Here is an 18,542-nt window from a genome sequence, read left to right as displayed (position 1 = left end):
TTCTGGTCCTTGGGAGGGATTCGAAGTGGCTAAGAAGATCATCGCACTCGTCGTGGTCGCCGGTGCGGTCCTGTTCTTCGTGAAGCGCAGCCGTTCGGCCAAGGCCGACGCGGACCTGTGGCGCGAGGCCACCGCTCCCACCGACTGATCTTCGCTCTGACGGGTGGTTCCGCCGCCCTCAGGCTCGGGGACGTAGCTCAATTGGCAGAGCACCGCCTTTGCAAGGCGGGGGTTAGGGGTTCGATTCCCCTCGTCTCCACGTATCGACGGCTCGTGCTCGCAAAGAGCGCGAGCCTTTTACGTTCCGAGTGTTTTTTGGGGGCCGAGCCCCCAAGCCCCACGCCGGGGACTTGCCCCCGGACCCCCGGCCGCCTCGCCTTCGGCGTTGGCAGGCCCCATCAGTGCTCAATGGCTGAAGCCCTCGTTCGCGGCGCTGCGAGCGAGGGCTTCAGTGCGTTCTGCTGGGCGTCACGCCGTCGCGCCGATCAGGCTGCGGCGGCGAGGGACTTCTTCGGCGTCTTGCGGAGGGCGTCGATGCTCCAGGCGCCGGCTCCGGTGAAGGCGAGCAGCAGGAAGGCCCAGGAGTAGATGGCCGCCAGTTCGCCGCCGTTCTCGATCGGGAGCAGGGCCTTGGGCTGGTGCACCACGAAGTAGGCGTAGGCCATGGCGCCGGAGCTGAGCAGCGCCGCCCAGCGGGTCCACAGACCGATGATGATGAGGCCGCCACCGATGAGCTCGATCAGTGCCATCGGGCCGGACGGCCACGAGAGCAGCTCGACGCCCTTGGACAGCTTCTGCACCCCGTGGAACACGAAGAGCAGGCCGATGATGATGCGGAAGAGCGCGAGGGCGTGCTCTCGTCGTTGCTCCAGGAACTCCATGATCGGGTCCTTCCGAGGCGCGGGGGAGGGGGCAGGACACAAAAGGTATGGACCAATTTAGAGTGTGCCGCTCAAGGTGCTTTTGGTATCTGGTTGACTGTTGCCCCTATGAAACGAGCACTGTTGCTGCCCCTGCTCGGCGTCCTCGCCGCGTGTGGCACCCCTGAGGCCCAGAACGCGCCGGTGCCGACGACCCAGACCAAGCAGGTCACCACCACGACCAGCGCGGCTCCGACAGTGCCGCCCGCGCCCCAGCCCGTGAAAGACGGCACCTGCCCGTACCTCGCGACCGGTTTCGTCGCCGAGGCCAACGGCCAGCGTGTACCCAAAGTGAAACTGTCAACGGACGAACCTCACCCAGCGTGCTTTTTCTACGCCACGGCAACGGAGATCCAGTTGACCGTGCGGGTGTACGTGGGTGCCGAGAGCGTGGCGAAGCTCATCGTGAACGAGGCGGCGCCGGACGGTTCACAGCCCGCGAACTCGCCCACCGGCTGGACCGGAGGGTATGTGAACAACGACAGCGGCGTCGTCTACGCCGTGGCGAAGAACGACGCCGCTGTGGTCGTCACTAGCAATCAAAAGCAGTCGATCAAAGCCCGGCGGATCGCCGAGGAGGCGATCAAGGGCCTGAAGCTCTGACCTACTTGATCGGCTCCTTCTGGGAGGGCACCTGCCCGTTGAGGACGGGCTCCGCGTGCGGAACCTGCTCCTCTTCCTGCAGGTGCACTTCCTGCGGCCTGCGCGTCATGGCGACATAGCCGGCAGCCGCGGCTGCGATCAGCAGACCGAGCACCCACGGCCAGCGGCGGCGCTTCGGTGCGTCCGCACCGAGCTGGGCCGCGGCCTTGCGGATCTCCTTGGCGCGCACCTTCGCGTCCTTGCGGGCGCCCTTGGCCGCCTTCTTCACTTCCTTGCGCACGACCTCGGCCTTGCTCATGAGGTCGGCTCGCGTCTTCGCGCTCTTCTTGGCGAGGCGCTTGCGCGAGCGGCGCGTCTGCTTCTCCCAGTCCTCGGCCTTGCCCATGAGCGTGTCCGCCCGCTCAACGAGTGCGCCGCGAACCTGGTCCGTTGTGATGCCGCGGTCGGCCAGCTTGGCCTCGGCGACGTGACCAGCGCGAACGACTCCCTGACGCGCGGCCTTCAGACCGGTGCCGACAGCCTTGCCAACGTTCTCGCCGGCTCGGGTCATGACGTCCACCTCGTCCATCCTCAGCTCCACACGTTGTCGTCCGGTGATGTCAACAGGTGTACCCATCGTGCCCCTTTCTGAACATCGGCGCCTGTGATGGCACGATGGGGTGGTGGCTGACAGCAACGAATCCTTCGTCGGGACCAAGGTGACGGCGACCCTGCACACCACGCAGGGCGACATCCGCATCAACCTGTTCCCCGACCACGCCCCCAAGACGGTGGCGAACTTCGTCGGGCTCGCCGAGGGCACCAAGGACTACACCGAGGCGAACGCGAGCGGTACCAAGTCGGGTCCGTTCTACGACGGCACCCTGTTCCACCGCGTCATCGCGGGCTTCATGCTCCAGACCGGTGACCCGACCGGCACCGGCCGCGGTGGCCCCGGCTACCGCTTCGCGGACGAGTTCAACTCCGAACTGCAGTTCAACAAGCCGTACATCCTCGCGATGGCGAACGCCGGGCCCAACACCAACGGCTCCCAGTTCTTCGTCACCGTGGCACCGACGACGTGGCTGAACTTCAAGCACACGATCTTCGGTGAGGTCGCGGACCAGGAGTCGCGCGACGTCGTCGACGCGATCGGCAACACCACGACCGGCGCGGGCGACCGTCCGGTCAACGACATCAAGATCGAGCGGATCACGATCGAACGCGCGTGAGCAACGCCCCCGTGCCACCGGACGGGCCGATCGGAGCACAGCCGGACCTCCCGGTCTGCGTGCGTCATTCCGATCGGCCCACCCGGCTGCGCTGCTCCCGGTGCGACCGTCCGGCGTGCCCGGACTGTCTGCGCGACGCCTCGGTCGGCATGCAGTGCGTCGACTGCGTGAACGAGGGCGCCCGCTCGGTCCGCCAAGCTCGCACGTCCGCGGGCGCGGTGGTCTCGACCGGCCGGCCGATCATCACGCAGGTGATGATCGCGCTCAACGTGGTCGCGTACGTGGTCACGGTCTTCCAGTCCGGCAGCCCGATGAACAACCAGCGGGCCGGCCTGTTCACGGCGACGTCGATGATCCCGGAGCTCACCGCCAACGGTGAGTGGTGGCGCATCCTCACGTCGGGCTTCATGCACTTCGGCCTGATCCACCTCGCGCTCAACATGGCGGCGCTCTTCGTGGTGGGTCCGGTGGTCGAGCAGGAGCTGGGCAGGCTGCGGTACAGCGCCGTGTACTTCCTGTCGCTGCTCGGCGGCAGTGCGGCGGCGTTCTACTTCGGCACCGTCTGCCAGCAGCTCGCCGGCGCGTCCGGTGCGGTGTTCGGCCTGATGGGCGCGCTGCTGATCGTGTTCAAGCGGCAGAAGCGGGACATCTCGACGATCCTCGTGGTCGTCGGCATCAACCTGGTGTCGAACCTCTTCACCAACGCCTCGCTGCTCGGGCACCTCGGCGGGTTCGTGATCGGTGGCCTGCTGACGCTCGCGCTGGTCAGGGCGCCGCAGAAGAACCGCAACGCCTACCAGATCGGTGCTGTGGCGGCGGCCGCGTTGTTGCTCGGAGTCATGTTCGTGTTGCGTGCCTCCGAACTCGACACAGCGGCGGAACTCGTCCTCGAGTACGCCAGGACCTGTCGCTAGAACTGTTTCACGGCCGCAGCGCGTGCAGTACTCCGGCGACTTCTTCTGGGTCGGCGCCGAGGTCCAGTCTCGTGAGCACCACGAGACGGTCGTCGGCGTCGAGTTCCAACGTCTGCTGTTCCCTGCCGAGCCGGCGGGTGGTCTGCAGCTTCACCTTCACCTCGTGCCACGGCAGCAGCGTCGTGCCCGTGAACCCGCGCACGGACAGGCCCTCGGCGTCCGCGGTGAGCCTCGGCCGGGCGATCGTGGCGAACGCCGCGAGGCCGATGACCAGCAGCGTTGCCAGTCCGATGAGGAGACGGCCCGCGTTGTCGTCGGCGACGAACGCCGCGACGGCGAGAGCGAGGGCGACCACCCACGCGACGGCGACCAGGGGGACGGGCGTGGACCAGGTTCGAGTCACACTGTCGAGTGTCCCGCATGAATTGTGGACAACCGAACGGGTCCGCATGAGGGAAAACCGTCGCTTGTGCATTTTGGTGCAAAGTTGTCCACAGGACTTGTCCCCAATGGGGATGACTTACAGCTGTGTGCTTCGGTGACGCTCGGATGAACCAGATGAACCAGGCACAAACAAAGGTCGGCCCGGACGTGTGACGTCCAGGCCGACCTCTACGAACAGTGACTTGCCGAGCGCCTAGCGCCAGCGCATCGTCATCAGCAGGCCGATGATCATCAGCGCGAACCCGATCGCGAAGTTCCACGCGCCCAGCTCGAGCATGAACGGGATCTTCTCGGCCGCGATGTAGTTGACGACCAGCCACGCGAGGCCCAGCAGCATGAAGCCGAGCATGACAACGACGTAGACCGGGTGAGACGGCCCCGCTGCCTTGACCTTGACCGGCGTGCGGCGGTCAGTGGGTGCGGTGTAGACCGCCTTCTTCCGGACCTTCGACTTGGGCATGCTGTCCTCGCCTGACGTGGATATCCGTGAGTGACGCGAGTTTACGTGCACTACTCGGTAGACACGTTAACGTAGCGACGGTGGTCAGCGAACCACCTTGCAGACGCAGTTGTTTTCAGTTCACAGTCCGTGCGGAGGTTCTCAGGTGAACTCGGGACCCCAGCAGCCGCCTCCACGGCGTCCTGTACCTCGTCGTGATGACCTGCAGCACGTGCGGGCCACTCCTTCTCCCCACCCTGTGCCGCCGCCGGAGGCGACCCAGTTCACCAGCGCGTTCTCCGGCAGCCTGCCGCCGAACGGCCAGGCGCAGCGTCGTCAGCCCCCGCCGTTCTCGCCGCCGCCGTTCCAGAGCCCGCCGCCGGGCACGCCCGCGCGCGGAGTGCCGCAGCCGGGCCGTCCCGGTCCGCCTCCCGGAACGCCGCCGGGCGGAATGCCCCGCAGGCCGATGCCCCCGCGTCCCCGCCCGGTCGACCCGCCCACCGAGGTGATCCCGCGCGTCGAGGACGACTACGACGACGAGTACTACGACGATGACGAGTACTACGACGACGAGCCTGCGGCCGAGGACGCCCCGCCGCCGGACAGCCTCGCGCGCAAGACCGTGCGCGGCTTCGGCGAAGCCCTCATCACGATGGGCCTGGTCGTGCTGCTGTTCGTCGTCTACGAGGTCTACGTGACCGACCTGCTCTCCGCGGAGAAGCAGCAGGACGCGACCGCCGCGCTCGACTCCGAGTGGAGCTCGAACGTCGTGACGCCGCCCCCGGCCGACCCGAACCGCAAGTCGCAGCTCAACCTCATCGAGGGCAAGGCCTTCGCGAAGATGTACATCCCGGTCTTCGGCAACGACTGGAAGTTCTCCGTCGTCGAGGGCACCACGGACAAGCACCTCGAGATCGGCCCCGGCCACTACAAGGACACCGCCCAGCCGGGCGAGGGGGGCAACTTCTCCATCGCCGGCCACCGCGTCGGCAAGGGCGCGCCGTTCAACGACCTCGACCTGCTGCAGTCGTGCAACTCGATCGTCGTGCAGACCCAGACCCAGTGGTTCGTCTACCGGGTGCTGCCGATGAGCAACGAGGTCGCCGGGTGGGCCAGCAACCCGAAGTCGAAGGAAGCCGCCTGCGCCGGCGTCGCCCCGCTGTCGACGACCTTCGGCGACGCCTACGCCAAGACCGTCGGCCAGGAGATCGTCGTGCCGACCCAGGGCGAGGTCATCGCGCCGATCCCGCACCAGGTGGGCACCACCGTGCCCGTCGACAAGCAGGCCCGCCTGCTCACCCTGACGACCTGCCACCCGCGCTTCTCCGACAAGCAGCGGCTGATCGTGCACGCCATCGAGACCAAGAGCTACCCGGTGGCCGACGGCTTCGTGCCGCCAGAGATGACGGAGGGCTGATGTACGGCTGGATCTGGCGGCACCTGCCGGGCCCGCTGTACCTGCGGGTGGCCGAGGCGGTCGTGCTGGTCGTGGGCATCGTCGCGCTGCTGATGTTCGTGGTGTTCCCGTGGGCGGAGCCGCTGCTGCCGTTCAACAACGTCACGACCCAGTGAGCCGCTCCTCGGCGAGGCGCAGGTACTCGCGGACGTAGCCGAGGAACGGCTCGGTGTCGGTGTTGTACCTGGCCAGCGCCCGGTACACGCCGTCCTCCTCGTCGTTCATCCTCTGGGTGATGCGCCAGACCCCGTCGTTCCACTCGGCACGCGGTGTCCCGGCGACGACCTGGAGGGCGGTCTCACGGCCGAGGTACCAGTCGGCTTCCTCCTCGGACATCGGCGTGATGCCGAGCTCGGCGAGCACCTGCGCGACCAGCACGTCGGCGTCCCGCTCCACGAGCTGTGAGGGTGACTCACCGGCGAGCTCCGCAAGGGCGGGGGAGGCGAGGCCCGCGACCAGCAGGTCGCACGCGAGCCACACGGCCCGTTCCGGGTCGGTCGAGTTGTCCGCGAGGTCCGCGTTGAGGCGGACCAAGCGCTTGCGGAGCTCTGCGTTCACAGGACCAGTGTCCGTGCCTGCGCGACCGAAAAGAGTGAAACCGCCATCGCGATCACGCGATGGCGGCTCCATCGAGGAACGGCCTTCGAGCCGTTCAGGTTCTCAGCCGTTCGAGACGGCGGTCATCTCCTCGCGCGACACGACCTTCACGCGCTCACGGCCGTGCGCCGCGCCCAACGCGATCTCGTGCGCGTCGAGTCGGCTCCAGCCCTCGTTCGTCACGAACGGCACTCCGCGCTGCTCCAGGAACTCGACCACCGACGCGGGCGAGGGCGACGTGGCGGCAGGCAGCGCCGCGGCGTCCTCCAGCAGGCTGGTGATGGTCTCCAGGGCGTCGCCCTTGGTGTGGCCGATGAGGCCGATCGGGCCGCGCTTGATCCAGCCGGTCGTGTAGACGCCGGGGATGGGCACCTCGTCGAGGTCGAGCACGCGGCCGGCGAGGTGGGGGATCGTGCCCGAGACGTGGTCGAACGGGATGTCGGCCAGGTGCGTCGAGAGGTAGCCGACCGCGCGGTACACGGCCTGGACGTCCCAGTCGGTGAAGACGCCGGTGCCGCGGACGTTGCCGTCGCCGGTCAGCTCCTGGGTCTCGGTGCGCAGGCCCGTGACGCTCGACGTGCCGAGGACCTCGACCGGCGCCTCCAGGAAGTGCAGGTGCAGGCGGCGGGGCCGGTTGCCGACGTCGCGGATCGCCCACTCCTGCAGGGTCTTCACGATCATCTCGACCTGCTTGTTGGTCCTGATCGCGTGCATCGAGGCCTCGTCGAACTCGATGCCCTCGGCGTGGACGATGACCTCGACGTTCGGCGAGTGGTCGAGCTCGCGCAGCTCCAGCGGCGTGAACTTGGCCTGGGCCGGGCCGCGGCGGCCGAAGACGTGCACGTCGGTGACGGGGGAGGACGCGAGGCCCTCGTGGACGTTCGCCGGGATCTCGGTGACCAGCAGCTCGTCCGCGGTCTTGGCCAGGATGCGGGCCACGTCCAGGGCGACGTTGCCGACGCCGAGCACCGCGACGGAGCTCGCGGTCAGCGGCCAGGTGCGCGGCACGTCGGGGTGGCCGTCGTACCAGGACACGAAGTCCGCGGCGCCGAAGCTGCCGGGCAGGTCGATGCCGGGGATGTCGAGGGCGCGGTCGGCCATGGCGCCCGTGGAGAAGATGACGGCGTCGTAGAACTGGCGCAGGTCGTCGAGCTTGATGTCGACGCCGTACTCGACGTTGCCGAAGAAGCGGATGGACGGCCGGTCGAGCACCTTTTGCAGGGCGGTGACGATGCCCTTGATGCGCGGGTGGTCGGGCGCGACGCCGTAGCGGACCAGGCCGTAGGGCGCCGGGAGCTTCTCGAAGAGGTCGATCTGCGCGTCGACGTCGGACTTGGTGAGGATGTCGGCGGCGTACACGCCTGCCGGTCCAGCGCCGACGATGGCGACGCGCAAGGGGCGACTCATGACACCTATTTTAGGGTAGCCTTACCTGCATGGAGACGAGAGCTAACTCACTCGACTCGACCGACTAGGCTCTCTCCATGCGCGTGCTCGTGGTCGACAACTACGACAGCTTCGTCTACAACCTGGTCCAGTACCTGGCTCAGCTGGGTGCGGAGTGCGTCGTGAGGCGCAACGACGAGGTGGACCTCGACGAGATCGACAAGGTCGACGGTGTCCTCGTCAGCCCCGGCCCCGGTACACCGGAGCGCGCGGGCGCGAGCATCGACGTCATCAAGAAGTGCGCCGACATCGGCAAACCCGTCTTCGGCGTGTGCCTCGGCCACCAGGCCATCGGCGTCGTCTGGGGCGGCACGGTGGACCGCGCGCCCGAGTTGTTGCACGGCAAGACGAGCATCGTCTTCCACGAGGGCAAGGGCGTTCTCGCCGGCGTGCCGCAGCCGTTCATCGCGACGCGCTACCACTCGCTGACGGTGCTGCCGGAGACGATCCCGGCGGAGTTCGAGGTCACCGGCAAGACCGAGACCGGCATCGTGATGGGCATGCGCCACAAGGAGCTCCCGGTCGAGGGTGTGCAGTTCCACCCCGAGTCGGTGCTGACCGACGGCGGCCACCGGATGCTCGCGAACTGGCTGAAGGTCTGCGGCTTCGAGGTTCCCGAGTCGACGGTCGCGACGCTCGAGAACGGCATGCGCACGCTCGCCGCGGCCGCGCGCCTCTGACGCACGAAGGCTTCTGGCAAAAGAAAAGGGCGGCTTCCGTTGGGAAGCCGCCCTTTCACGTTCCGCGGGTCAGCTTCCGCCGATCCCGAGCTGGGCCACGGTGACGTTCACCGCGGTGCCCCGGGTGATCGCCGTGCCCCGGGCGATCTGCTGCGTGAGCACCTTGTCGCGCTTCGTCGGGTCGCTGTTCTGGACCTTCTCGACGTTGAAGGAACCGTTCCAGCCCAACGCCCTGAGCTTCTGCTCGGCTTCCTTCTGCTCCAGGCCAACGAGGTCCGGCATCTCGAGCTGGTTGCCCTTCGAGACCGTCAGCGTGACCGTCGCACCCTTCTCGACCTTGGAGTTGGCCTGCGGGTTCTGCGTGAGGACGGTGCCCTCGGGCTTCGCGCTGTCGACCGGGGTGATGACGACCTTGAAGCCGGAACCCTCCAGGGTCTGGCGAGCGTCGTCCTGGTCGTCGTTCAGCACGCCCGGCACGTTCACCTTGTCCGGCGCCTTGCCGAGCTGAATGCTGATCGTGCCGCCCTTCTTCAGCTTCAGCCCGACCTCGGGGTTCTGCTGCGCGACCTTGCCGGCCTTCGACGCGTCATCGACCTCGACGGACTCGCCCTGCTGCAGCTTGAAGCCGTTGGGGTCCTTGTCCAGGATCCCCTGGGCCTCCGCGGCGGTCTTGCCCTTCAGGTCGGGGACGGTGCCCTCACCGGGAGGCGCGCCGACGGAGATGGTGACCTGCCCGCCCCTGGTGAGCTGGGTGCCCTCCTGCGGGTTGCTGGCGATCACCTTGTTGATCTGGTCGGCGTTGCACCTGGCGGCGGCGCCGTTCGCACCGGGCTCGCAGGCCACGTCCTCCTGGACCGCCACGAGACCGGCCTTCTGGACCTTCTCCTTGGCTTCCAACGGGCTCAGGCCCACGATCGACGGGACCGAGGCCTTCTCCACCGCCTGGTTGCCGGTGTCCATCACGTTCTTGGTGATCCACGCGGCGAGGCCGAGGACGGCAACGCACAGGATCACCACGAGCGTGATCATGATGGCCTTCTTGCGCCGCGCGCGACGTTCTTCTTCCTCGTCGGCGATCGGGTCGTAGTCGTCGTCCGGCTCCGACTTCAACGCCGCCGGGCGGTGCCTGCCGCCGGACACGACCTGCGTCCTGGCCGGACGGGCCGCCGCCTGCTCGTTCATCACGGCGGTGCGGTCCTCGGCCGTCATCACGGCGGGCGCGGACGGACGCTGACCCGACAGCACGCGCACCAGGTCGGCGCGCATCTCCGCGGCCGACTGGTAGCGGTTCGCCGGACCCTTCGACATCGCCTTCAGCACGATCGCGTCGAGCTGCGGCGACACCTTCGGGTTCAGCTGCGACGGAGCCTTCGGGTCCTCCCGCACGTGCTGGTACGCGACCGCGACGGGCGAGTCACCGGTGAACGGCGGCTCCCCGGTCAGCAGCTCGAACAGCACGCAGCCGGCGGCGTAGACGTCGGAACGGGCGTCGACGGACTCGCCGCGCGCCTGCTCCGGCGACAGGTACTGGGCCGTGCCGATGACGGCGGCGGTCTGGGTGACCGCGGCCTGGCCGTCGTGCAGCGCGCGGGCGATGCCGAAGTCCATCACCTTGACGGCGCCCGACTTCGTGATCATCACGTTCGCCGGCTTCACGTCGCGGTGGACGATGCCGTGCCGGTGGCTGAAGTCGAGTGCGGCCGAGACGTCGGCCATGACCTCCATGGCGCGCTTGCCGGACAGCGGGCCCTGCGTCTTCACTATGTCGCGCAGCGTTCGCCCGTCGACGAACTCCATCACGATGTACGGCAACGGGCCGTACTCGGTCTGCGTCTCACCTGTGTCGTAGACGGCGACGATCGCCGGGTGGTTCAGGGCGGCGGAGTTCTGCGCCTCACGCCGGAAACGTTCCTGGAACTGGGAGTCACGGGCGAGGTCGGCCCGCAGCACCTTGATCGCCACGTCTCTGCCGAGGCGGACGTCCCGCCCCTTGTGGACCTCGGACATGCCGCCGTACCCGAGAGTCTCACCCAGTTCGTAGCGGTTTGAGAGCAGTCGCGGAGTGCTCATCGGTGCTTCGTCCCGCTCCTCGTCGACGGTGTTCCGAACTCGGTTCTGGTCTTGCTCATGGCGCGCACGTCACCTTCACCTGCGAGCCGACCGGCACCTCGCCTGTCGGCGCGATGGCGGTGACCCGGCAATTCTTCAAGTCGCCCGGCGCTGTGCCCTGCGCGCTCTGCACTTTGGGCACCAGACCGTGGTCGATCAGATCGATGCTGACCGCGTCCCCGGAACGGCCGATGTAGTCGTCCTCGTTGATCCGCATCGGCTGGCTGCCCGGTACCCGGTCCGCGGAGTCGGGCTTCGACTGACCGTTCGCCGGGGCGTTCGGGTTCGCCGTGCTGGACGTCGTCGGCCGGCCGCCTTGCCCGGTGCTGTCGTTCCGCTCGCCGGTCAGCTTCCACAGCACGACCACGCCGACCACCAGCAGAACTGCCACCAGGACAGCGACCATAACCCAGACGACGGTCCGGTTTCTCCCCGGTGGTGTCGGCATGGGAGTGAACGTTCCGGCCTGGTGCGCCGGTTGCATGCCCGTCTGATGCGGCGGATGGGGGGTGATCGTCCGCACCGGACCCGTGGGGTGGTGCGGCGACTGCTGCGGGATCGGCAGCGGCTGCGACACCTGCGGCGGTTGAGGCGCCTGCACGACCTGCTGCGGAATCGACGGCGGCATCGAGAACCCGGACGGCGTCGGCAGCGGCTGGTTCACCCGCACCGCGCTGACGGCCGCCGCGAACTCGCCACCGGTCCGGTAGCGCTGCCTCGGGTCCTTCACCAGGGTCGCCTCGATCAACGCCCGCGCACCCGGCGGGACGTCCGGCGGCAACGGCGGCGCGATGTCGCGGATGTGCATCATCGCGACCGTCACGGCGTTGTCCGACAGGAACGGCCGGTGACCGGCCAGGCACTCGTAGCCACACACAGCCAACGAGTAGACATCGCTCGCCGGTTCGGCCTCGCCGCCAAGAGCTTGCTCGGGGGCGATGTAGTGCGCGGTGCCCATCACCATGCCGGACCGCGTCACGGGTGCCGCGTCCACGGCCTTCGCGATGCCGAAGTCGGTGATCTTCACCTTCCCCGACGGCGTGACCATGATGTTGCCGGGCTTCACGTCGCGGTGCACGAGCCCGCGTTCGTGGGCCGCCTGCAACGCGTTCCCGGTCTGCTCCAGCAGGTCGAGCGTGACCTCGGCGGTCAGCCGGCCGCGGGAGATGATCGTCGCGAGCGGTTCGCCCTCGACGAGCTCCATCACCAGGTACGCCGTGTCCTCCGGCCCGTCCGCGATCGACGCGGTCTCGCCGTAGTCGTGCACCGACGCGATGCCGGGGTGGTTGAGCGACGCCGTCATCCGCGCCTCGACGCGGAAGCGGTGCAGGAACTCGGGATCTCCGGAGAGCTCCGCCTTGAGCACCTTCACCGCGACGCGGCGGTCGAGCCTGTCGTCCGCCGCCTCCCAGACCTCTCCCATGCCACCGACCGCTATCCGCCTGGTGAGGCGGTAGCGGTCGGCGAGGAGCTGGCCCGTGGTCAGCATCAGCGGCCTGCCAGGTACGCGTTCATCACGGCGCGCCCGATCGGAGCGGCGACCTTGCCACCGGTGGCGCCCAGACCGCGGTCGCCGCCGTCCTCCACGATGACCGCGATGGCGATCTCCGGCTTCTGCGCCGGGGCGAAGGCGATGTACCAGGCGTGCGGCTTGTTCTTCGTGACGTCGGCGCCGTGCTCGGCGGTACCGGTCTTGGACGCGACCTGCACGTTCTGCAGGCGGCCCTCGCCACCGGTGTTGATCTCCGACTGGATCATCATGTCGCGCAGGGCGTTGGCGTTCGCCGTGCTCATCGCGGACTCGATCTCGTCGGGCTCGGTGTCGTCGATCGACTTGAGGTCCGGCCCGAGGACCTTCGACACCAGGTACGGCTGCATGCGCTTGCCGTTGTTCGCGATCGTCGCCGCGATCACCGCGTTCTCGAGCGGCGTGATCTGCACGTCGCGCTGGCCGATGCCGGTCTGGTAGAGCGACGCGTCGTCCGGGATCGGGCCGAGCGTCGAGGTCTCGACGGCCAGCGGCACCGTGAGGTCCGGGTCGTTGAACCCGAACTTCTCGGCCTGGCGGCGCAGCTTGTTCGCACCGAGCTGACCGGCCATCTCACCGAACGCCGTGTTGCACGACTTGGCGAGCGCGGTCTCCATCGACACCGTCTCGCCGGGCCCGCACGGGGTGCCGTTGAAGTTCGGCAGCGGCGTCTGGCTGCCGGGCAGCGTGATCGAGCCCTTGGCCGTGTACTGCGTGTCCTTGTTCTTGCCGTCGGCGAGCGCGGCCGCGGCCACGACGACCTTCAGCGTCGAGCCGGCCGGGTAGAGGGCCTGTGTCGCGCGGTTGACCAGCGGGTCGCCCGAGCCTTCGGCGTTGAGCTTCTTCCACGCCGTCGCCTGCTCGTTCGCGTCGTGGCTCGCGAGGAGGTTCGGGTCGTAGGACGGCGTGCTCGCCATCGCGAGGATCTCGCCGGTGTCCGGCTTGATCGCGACGACCGAGCCGGTGAAGCCCTTCGCCGTCAGCTGGTCGTACGCGGTCTGCTGCACCTTGGCGTTCAGGGTGAGCTGCACGTTGCCGCCGACCGGGTCACGGCCGGTGATCAGCGCGGAGATGCGGCGCGCGAGCAGCCTGTCGTCCGAGCCGTTGAGCAGGTCGTTCTCGGCGCGCTCCATGCCGGAGGTGCCGTAGGTGACCGACAGGTAGCCGGTGACGGGCGCGTAGGCCGGGCCGGCGCCGTAGGTGCGCAGGAACCGGAGACGGTCGCTCGTCTCCTTGACGTCCGCGATCACCGTGCCGTCGGCGACCGTGATCAGACCGCGCTTGCGGGCGTACTCGTCGAGCAGCACCCGGCGGTTGTACGGGTTCTTGCGCCACTCGTCGGCGTTGATGACCTGCACCCAGGTGGCGTTGCCCATGAGGAGAAGGATCATCACCATCATGGCCATGCCGACGCGGCGGAGCGGTGTGTTCATTTGGGACGCTCCACCATCACAGTGTGCTGGTCGGCGATGGCCGGCTGCTGCGGTTTCGGCTTCGCGATCCGCTGCGGGGCCCGTGCCGCCGCAGAAATTCGCAGTAGCAACGCGACCAGGATGTAGTTCGCGAGAAGCGACGAACCGCCGTAGGACAGGAACGGCGCGGTGATACCCGTCATCGGGATCAGCTTCGTGACACCGCCGACGACGATGAACACCTGGAAGCAGACCGCGAACGCGAGACCGCCGCCCAGGAGCTTGCCGAAGCTGTCGCGCACCGAGATGGCACTGCGCAGGCCGCGCAGCGCGAAGACCATGTAGATCAGCAGGAGTGCCGCGAAGCCGACGAACCCGAGCTCCTCGCCGATCACGGCGGTGATGAAGTCGGTGTTCGCCTCGGGGATCATCTCCGGACGGCCGGCGCCGAGGCCCGCACCGCCGATGCCGCCGGTCGCGAGACCGAACAGCGACTGCGAGATCTGGTAACCGCCGCCGAGCACCTCGTAGCGCGCGATCGGGTCCTGCCAGTTCGCGACGCGCTGCTGCACGTGGTTGAAGAGCTTCCACGCCACGATGGCGCCGCCGGCGAACATGCCGAGACCGAGCACGACCCAGGCCGCGCGTTCGGTGGCGATGTAGAGCAGCACGAGCACGATGCCGAAGAACAGCAGCGAGGAGCCGAGGTCCTTCTGCAGCACCATGACCGCGACCGTGACGCCCCAGGCCGCGAACAGCGGGCCCAGGTCACGGGCGCGGGGCAGGTCCATGCCGAGGAACCGGCGGCCCGCCACGGTGAAGAGGTCCCGCTTCGACACCAGGAACGCGGCGAAGAAGACCATCAGGAGGATCTTGGCGAACTCACCTGGCTGCAACGACAACGGGCCGACGCGCAGCCAGATCTTCGCGCCGTTGATCTCGGGCGCGATGAAGCCCGGCAGCACACCGGGGAGCATCAGCGCGATGAGACCGACGAGGCCGAAGGTGTAGCCGAACCTCGCGAGCATGCGGTGGTCCGGCAGGAACTTCAGCGTGGCGGCGAACATCAGCAACCCGATGGCGGTCCAGACGACCTGCTTGAACGCCACCGGGTCCCACGTCGAGCCGTCCGGGAAGACGGTGCCCTCCATGGCGAGGTCGATCCTGTGGATGGTCACCAGGCCGAGCCCGTTGAGCAGCGCGACGCACGGCAGGATCGCCGGGTCGGCGTACGGCGCCCACCTGCGCACGGCGAGGTGGGCACACGCGAAGAGACCGAGGTACGCGAGACCGAGGTAGAGGATCCTCAGGCTCAGCGAGCGCTCCTGGTTCAGTTCGACCAGGATCAGTGCCAGCGTCACGAGACCGGCGGCGAACGACAGCATCACCAGTTCGGTGCCGCGTCGCGTCGGCGCCTTCAGCCCTGGCGACGTGTTCGTCGCCACTGACGCTGAGCCTTCCCCGGTGGGGGCGGGCGAGCCCATCAACTACGGACCCTCCCGGCATTCCACACCCGGCTTCTGCTGGGAGGGGGTGAGCGAAGGCTCGGTGGAACCGGTCTCCGGGTTCGGGGAACCGTTCGCGGGCGGCGTGCTCGACGAGCTGGTGCCGGGCGTGCTGGACGGCGTCGTGGGCGTCGTGCTGGTGCTCGACGTCGACGAGGTGTCCTTGCACAGCGGCAGCATGTGCTCGGTGCGCAGCAACCGGACCGCGGCGCGGGCGCCGTCGAGACCGTTGTCGCTGCGGATGCCCGCGGTGATGGTCTTCCGGCCGGCTTCCTGCAGGTCCTTGAGCGTGATCGGGGTGCAGCCCGTGGAACCGGGCGGGCACGAGTCCTCGACCTTGGACGACAGCTTGAAGCCGAGCACGGTGCCGTTGAGGCCGCGGAAGATCGCGACCTGACCGTCCTCGGTGGCTCCGACGTAGTACTGGGTGTTGAGCCACAGCTTGCCGCCGACCGCCACGACACCCGTGAGCAGGAGAAGCACGAAGATGATCGCGAACGCCTTGATGGCGTTGCGCTTCTTGCGCTTCGGATCCTGCGGGGGAGGGGGCGGCGCGTCCATGCGCTGGGGCATGGGCGGGCGCTGCTGGGTCAACGTCGCTGCCCGGGAGGCCGCGGAGTCCGGCGGAGTGTTGTGCTCCTCGCTGCCGTCACCCGCCGCGCCGCCGACGATCGGGTAGTCGTCGCCGAAGTCGACGTCCTCGACGTCCGCCACGATCACCGTGACGTTGTCGGGACCGCCGCCCTTGAGCGCGAGCTCGATCATGCGGTCGGAGCAGGCCTGCGGATCGGGGATCCGGATCGCCTCGTCGAGCGTCTCCAGGCTCACGACACCGGACAGACCGTCCGAGCAGAGCAGGAACCGGTCGCCGGCACGCGCCTCGCGCACCGTGAGACTGGGCTCGAAGTCGTGCCCCGTGAGTGCACGCAGCAGCAACGAGCGTTGCGGGTGCGTGGCGGCCTCGTCCGGGGTGATCCTGCCTTCGTCGATCAACGACTGGACGAACGTGTCGTCGTGCGTGATCTGCGCGAAGGAGCCGTCTCTGAGGAGGTACGCGCGCGAGTCGCCGATGTGCACGAGACCGAGGCGGTTGCCCGCGAACAGGATGGCCGTGAGCGTGGTGCCCATGCCCTCCAGGTCCGGGTCGCTCGTCACGAGCTCGGAGATGGCGCCGTTGCCACTCGCGACCGCGTCGCGCAGCTTGCCGAGGAGGTCGTCGCCGGGCTCGTCGTCGTCGACGTGGGCCAGCGAGGCGATGACCACCTTGCTCGCGACTTCACCGGCGGCGTGGCCACCCATGCCGTCGGCTACTGCGAGCAGGCGAGGGCCCGCGTACACGGAGTCCTGGTTGTTGGCGCGAACCAGGCCCCTGTCGCTGCGGGCCGCGTATCGAAGAACCAAGGTCATGAGCGCAGCTCGATCACCGTTTTGCCAATGCGGATCGGGGTGCCGAGGGGTACACGCAGGGGTGCGGTGACCTTGGCTCGGTCTAGGTAGGTGCCGTTCGTGGAGCCGAGGTCCTCCACGTACCAGTCGGTACCGCGCATGGACAGCCTCGCGTGCCTGGTCGACGCGAAGTCGTCGTCCAGCACGAGAGTGGAGTCGTCAGCGCGGCCGATCAGGATCGGCCTGCCGTCGAGTGAGATGCGGGTGCCTGTGAGCGCCCCGTGGGTGACCACGAGTTGCCGAGGCGCCTTGCTTCCCCTCGCCGACTTCTCGGACCTCCGGAATCCGGGCAGACCTGATGCCCGGAGCCCTGAGGCTGCGTAGAGATCAGAGCGGACCACACGTAGGGCGGCCAGCACAAAGAGCCAGAGGAGCACGAGAAAGCCCGCTCTGGTCAGCTGCATCACCAGCTCTGGCACCGGTTGTAACCGCTCCTGCCTTGAGTTGCTTACCGACGCCCGTACCGACCTAGCCCGCGGTGCGGTAGACCAGTGACGAGTGGCCGATGCGGACGACGTCGCCCTCCGCGAGCTGCCAAGTCTGCACTGGCGTTCCGTTCACCGTGGTGCCGTTGGTCGAACCGAGATCAGCGAGCATCGCATTCTGCCCGTCCCAGGAGATTTCCAGGTGGCGCCTGGAGACTCCGGTGTCCGGGAGGCGGAAGTCGGCTTCCTGCCCACGTCCTACGACGTTTCCACCCTGCTTCAGGTTGTACGTCCGGTTGGATCCGTCGTCGAGGTGCAGCGTCGCGTTGAGCTGACGGTTCGCGCCCTGAGTGGCCGGCGGGGCGTATCCGCCCTGGTTGTAGCCCTGGTCGTAGCCGCCTTGCTGGCCGTAACCCTGCTGCTGGCCGTAGCCCTGGTCGTAGCCGCCGGCCTGCTGCTGGCCGTAACCCTGGTCGTAGCCGCCGCCCTGCTGGCCGCCGCCGTAGCCCTGGTCGTAGCCCTGCTGGCCGTAGCCCTGCTGCTGGCCGTAACCCTGGTCCTGGCCGTAGCCCTGCTGCTGGCCGCCGCCGTAACCCTGGTCGTAGCCCTGCTGCTGGCCGTAACCCTGGTCGTAGCCGCCGCCCTGCTGGCCGCCGCCGTAGCCCTGGTCGTAGCCCTGCTGGCCATAGCCCTGCTGGCCGTAGGCCTGGTCCTGTCCTTGCTGGCCGTAACCCTGCGGCTGGCCATAACCCTGCTGGTCATAGCCCTGCTGCTGCTGGTCGTAGCCCTGCTGGCCGTAGCCGCCCTGACCATAAGGGTCCTGGCCGGGCTGGCCCTGTCCTTGTCCGTAGCCGGGTGGCTGGCTCATGGATCGGTCTCCTGCGGTGCGAGGTGGTGCTGACCGTCGGCTGGCCGCTTTCACGTCGGGGTCGACGGACGAGCTGGTTCGGAACTGTCCGGTGTGCAGCGCCTCGGAGCGCTCCAGGGAGACTACGACGTCACCATAGGTATCCCATCCGGACTCGGCCAGGTGCTCTCGCAGGCCCTCTGCGAGAAGCTGTGTGATGCGTAGTTCATCCTGCTCGTCGCCCGCAAGACGTTGGTGGTCCTGAGGCCCGAGCAGCACCTTGTAGTGGTTGGGGGCTAGCAGTCTGCCACCCGCGAGTTCGCGGATGTTGCTGTCACCCTCCCGTTGCAGTGCCTGTGCCACCTCTTGGGGCACCACGCTGCCGCCGAACACGCGCGCGAAGCTGTTGCCGACCAGACCTTCCAGCTTGCGTTCGAAGCGTTGCAGGCCCATGTCGACTCCCTCCACTCGTCCCGCACGGCCGGGCTCCTGTACCGATCGTATCCGGGTACGACCAGGCCTACAGGGGGCGATTAGGAACCTGGTTTGGACGCGTGCTA

19 protein-coding genes, 1 tRNA gene and 1 pseudogene are annotated in these 18,542 nt (G+C 68.1%); 8 read left to right on the top strand and 13 right to left on the bottom strand.

Annotation, left to right across the window (positions count from 1 at the left end; translation table 11 throughout):
• Window positions 1-25 precede the first annotated feature (25 nt).
• A pseudogene (locus ACWF7A_RS11475) lies at window positions 26-145 on the top strand (DLW-39 family protein); the annotation flags it as partial.
• A gap of 41 nt (window positions 146-186) precedes the next feature.
• Window positions 187-259, top strand: a tRNA-Ala gene (locus tag ACWF7A_RS11470).
• Window positions 260-485: 226 nt separating this feature from the next.
• On the opposite strand, the gene ACWF7A_RS11465 is transcribed toward ACWF7A_RS11470, so the two are convergent.
• The gene (locus tag ACWF7A_RS11465; RefSeq protein ID WP_452250356.1) at window positions 486-881 is read right to left on the bottom strand and encodes a DoxX family protein; all 396 of its coding nucleotides are present in this window, start codon (window positions 879-881) and stop codon (window positions 486-488) included.
• Window positions 882-989: 108 nt separating this feature from the next.
• Between ACWF7A_RS11465 and ACWF7A_RS11460 the strand changes: the two genes are divergently transcribed.
• The gene (locus tag ACWF7A_RS11460) at window positions 990-1,523 is read left to right on the top strand and encodes a DUF2020 domain-containing protein (RefSeq protein WP_452250355.1); all 534 of its coding nucleotides are present in this window, start codon (window positions 990-992) and stop codon (window positions 1,521-1,523) included.
• Between the two features lies 1 nt (window position 1,524).
• On the opposite strand, the gene ACWF7A_RS11455 is transcribed toward ACWF7A_RS11460, so the two are convergent.
• On the bottom strand, window positions 1,525-2,091 hold the full coding sequence (locus ACWF7A_RS11455) for a hypothetical protein (RefSeq protein WP_452250354.1): 567 nt from the start codon (window positions 2,089-2,091) through the stop codon (window positions 1,525-1,527).
• A 94-nt stretch (window positions 2,092-2,185) separates the two neighbouring features.
• Here ACWF7A_RS11455 and ACWF7A_RS11450 point away from each other — a divergent pair, with 94 nt between their 5' ends.
• Together ACWF7A_RS11450 and ACWF7A_RS11445 are read left to right on the top strand one after the other, a co-directional pair.
• Window positions 2,186-2,734 (top strand): peptidylprolyl isomerase, encoded by a 549-nt coding sequence (locus ACWF7A_RS11450; protein ID WP_452250353.1) that lies wholly within the window; start codon window positions 2,186-2,188, stop codon window positions 2,732-2,734.
• Window positions 2,731-3,648, top strand: a complete 918-nt coding sequence (locus tag ACWF7A_RS11445) for a rhomboid family intramembrane serine protease (RefSeq protein WP_452250352.1) — start codon at window positions 2,731-2,733, stop codon at window positions 3,646-3,648. Before ACWF7A_RS11450 ends, ACWF7A_RS11445 begins: the two co-directional genes overlap by 4 nt.
• A gap of 7 nt (window positions 3,649-3,655) precedes the next feature.
• Here the strand turns inward: ACWF7A_RS11445 and ACWF7A_RS11440 are convergent, their stop codons facing one another.
• The gene (locus ACWF7A_RS11440) at window positions 3,656-4,051 is read right to left on the bottom strand and encodes a PH domain-containing protein (RefSeq protein ID WP_452250351.1); all 396 of its coding nucleotides are present in this window, start codon (window positions 4,049-4,051) and stop codon (window positions 3,656-3,658) included.
• Between the two features lie 234 nt (window positions 4,052-4,285).
• Window positions 4,286-4,552 (bottom strand): cell division protein CrgA, encoded by a 267-nt coding sequence (crgA, locus tag ACWF7A_RS11435; protein ID WP_030465604.1) that lies wholly within the window; start codon window positions 4,550-4,552, stop codon window positions 4,286-4,288.
• Between the two features lie 238 nt (window positions 4,553-4,790).
• Here crgA and ACWF7A_RS11430 point away from each other — a divergent pair, with 238 nt between their 5' ends.
• Both ACWF7A_RS11430 and ACWF7A_RS11425 read left to right on the top strand, forming a co-directional pair.
• Window positions 4,791-5,948, top strand: coding sequence for a class E sortase (locus tag ACWF7A_RS11430; protein ID WP_452250350.1), 1,158 nt, complete (start codon window positions 4,791-4,793; stop codon window positions 5,946-5,948).
• Window positions 5,948-6,103 (top strand): hypothetical protein, encoded by a 156-nt coding sequence (locus tag ACWF7A_RS11425; protein ID WP_452250349.1) that lies wholly within the window; start codon window positions 5,948-5,950, stop codon window positions 6,101-6,103. Before ACWF7A_RS11430 ends, ACWF7A_RS11425 begins: the two co-directional genes overlap by 1 nt.
• On the opposite strand, the gene ACWF7A_RS11420 is transcribed toward ACWF7A_RS11425, so the two are convergent.
• Window positions 6,090-6,545: a hypothetical protein gene (locus tag ACWF7A_RS11420; RefSeq protein WP_452250348.1), complete on the bottom strand. Its 456-nt coding sequence runs from the start codon at window positions 6,543-6,545 to the stop codon at window positions 6,090-6,092. The genes ACWF7A_RS11425 and ACWF7A_RS11420 overlap by 14 nt on opposite strands.
• A 102-nt stretch (window positions 6,546-6,647) precedes the next feature.
• A complete protein-coding gene (locus ACWF7A_RS11415; protein ID WP_452250347.1) occupies window positions 6,648-7,991 on the bottom strand; it encodes an FAD-dependent oxidoreductase in 1,344 nt (447 codons plus the stop codon).
• Window positions 7,992-8,068: 77 nt separating this feature from the next.
• On the opposite strand from ACWF7A_RS11415, the gene ACWF7A_RS11410 reads away from it, so the two are divergent.
• Complete coding sequence (locus ACWF7A_RS11410) at window positions 8,069-8,710, top strand: aminodeoxychorismate/anthranilate synthase component II (protein WP_452250346.1); 642 nt, start codon at window positions 8,069-8,071, stop codon at window positions 8,708-8,710.
• 69 nt (window positions 8,711-8,779) lie between these two features.
• Here the strand turns inward: ACWF7A_RS11410 and pknB are convergent, their stop codons facing one another.
• Genes pknB through ACWF7A_RS11375 form a run of 7 tightly spaced genes read right to left on the bottom strand, consistent with a single transcriptional unit; the run spans window position 8,780 to window position 18,435 of the window.
• Window positions 8,780-10,780, bottom strand: a complete 2,001-nt coding sequence (gene pknB / locus ACWF7A_RS11405) for a Stk1 family PASTA domain-containing Ser/Thr kinase (protein ID WP_452250345.1) — start codon at window positions 10,778-10,780, stop codon at window positions 8,780-8,782.
• A gap of 55 nt (window positions 10,781-10,835) precedes the next feature.
• Window positions 10,836-12,308 (bottom strand): protein kinase domain-containing protein, encoded by a 1,473-nt coding sequence (locus ACWF7A_RS11400; RefSeq protein ID WP_452250344.1) that lies wholly within the window; start codon window positions 12,306-12,308, stop codon window positions 10,836-10,838.
• Complete coding sequence (locus ACWF7A_RS11395) at window positions 12,308-13,780, bottom strand: peptidoglycan D,D-transpeptidase FtsI family protein (protein ID WP_452250343.1); 1,473 nt, start codon at window positions 13,778-13,780, stop codon at window positions 12,308-12,310. Before ACWF7A_RS11395 ends, ACWF7A_RS11400 begins: the two co-directional genes overlap by 1 nt.
• Entirely contained in the window at window positions 13,777-15,243 is a 1,467-nt protein-coding gene (locus ACWF7A_RS11390) for an FtsW/RodA/SpoVE family cell cycle protein (RefSeq protein ID WP_452250342.1), read from the bottom strand. The genes ACWF7A_RS11395 and ACWF7A_RS11390 overlap by 4 nt, the downstream gene beginning before the upstream one ends.
• Window positions 15,244-15,246: 3 nt before the next feature.
• A complete protein-coding gene (locus ACWF7A_RS11385) occupies window positions 15,247-16,671 on the bottom strand; it encodes a PP2C family protein-serine/threonine phosphatase (RefSeq protein ID WP_452250341.1) in 1,425 nt (474 codons plus the stop codon).
• Window positions 16,668-17,129 carry an FHA domain-containing protein FhaB/FipA gene (locus ACWF7A_RS11380; RefSeq protein ID WP_030465595.1) on the bottom strand — a complete coding sequence of 154 codons (462 nt, stop codon included), beginning with the start codon at window positions 17,127-17,129 and terminating at the stop codon, window positions 16,668-16,670. The genes ACWF7A_RS11385 and ACWF7A_RS11380 overlap by 4 nt, the downstream gene beginning before the upstream one ends.
• A 49-nt stretch (window positions 17,130-17,178) precedes the next feature.
• Window positions 17,179-18,435, bottom strand: coding sequence for a DUF3662 and FHA domain-containing protein (locus ACWF7A_RS11375; protein WP_452250340.1), 1,257 nt, complete (start codon window positions 18,433-18,435; stop codon window positions 17,179-17,181).
• Window positions 18,436-18,542 lie beyond the last annotated feature (107 nt).

The organism is Lentzea sp. NPDC055074, from assembly GCF_053608005.1.
The sequence above is the reverse complement of the archived record's forward strand: the minus strand, read 5'-3'. Positions and strand labels throughout refer to the sequence as shown.

Bases quoted from the DNA above. Each gene is read 5' to 3' on its own strand.
- ACWF7A_RS11385 (WP_452250341.1), bottom strand. From the start codon at position 16,671: ATGACCTTGGTTCTTCGATACGCGGCCCGCAGCGACAGGGGCCTGGTT.
- pknB (WP_452250345.1), bottom strand. From the start codon at position 10,780: ATGAGCACTCCGCGACTGCTCTCAAACCGCTACGAACTGGGTGAGACT.
- ACWF7A_RS11425 (WP_452250349.1), top strand. From the start codon at position 5,948: ATGTACGGCTGGATCTGGCGGCACCTGCCGGGCCCGCTGTACCTGCGG.
- ACWF7A_RS11395 (WP_452250343.1), bottom strand. From the start codon at position 13,780: ATGAACACACCGCTCCGCCGCGTCGGCATGGCCATGATGGTGATGATC.
- ACWF7A_RS11415 (WP_452250347.1), bottom strand. From the start codon at position 7,991: ATGAGTCGCCCCTTGCGCGTCGCCATCGTCGGCGCTGGACCGGCAGGC.
- ACWF7A_RS11390 (WP_452250342.1), bottom strand. From the start codon at position 15,243: ATGGGCTCGCCCGCCCCCACCGGGGAAGGCTCAGCGTCAGTGGCGACG.
- ACWF7A_RS11375 (WP_452250340.1), bottom strand. From the start codon at position 18,435: ATGGGCCTGCAACGCTTCGAACGCAAGCTGGAAGGTCTGGTCGGCAAC.
- ACWF7A_RS11460 (WP_452250355.1), top strand. From the start codon at position 990: ATGAAACGAGCACTGTTGCTGCCCCTGCTCGGCGTCCTCGCCGCGTGT.
- ACWF7A_RS11400 (WP_452250344.1), bottom strand. From the start codon at position 12,308: ATGCTGACCACGGGCCAGCTCCTCGCCGACCGCTACCGCCTCACCAGG.
- ACWF7A_RS11455 (WP_452250354.1), bottom strand. From the start codon at position 2,091: ATGGACGAGGTGGACGTCATGACCCGAGCCGGCGAGAACGTTGGCAAG.
- ACWF7A_RS11465 (WP_452250356.1), bottom strand. From the start codon at position 881: ATGGAGTTCCTGGAGCAACGACGAGAGCACGCCCTCGCGCTCTTCCGC.
- crgA (WP_030465604.1), bottom strand. From the start codon at position 4,552: ATGCCCAAGTCGAAGGTCCGGAAGAAGGCGGTCTACACCGCACCCACT.
- ACWF7A_RS11410 (WP_452250346.1), top strand. From the start codon at position 8,069: ATGCGCGTGCTCGTGGTCGACAACTACGACAGCTTCGTCTACAACCTG.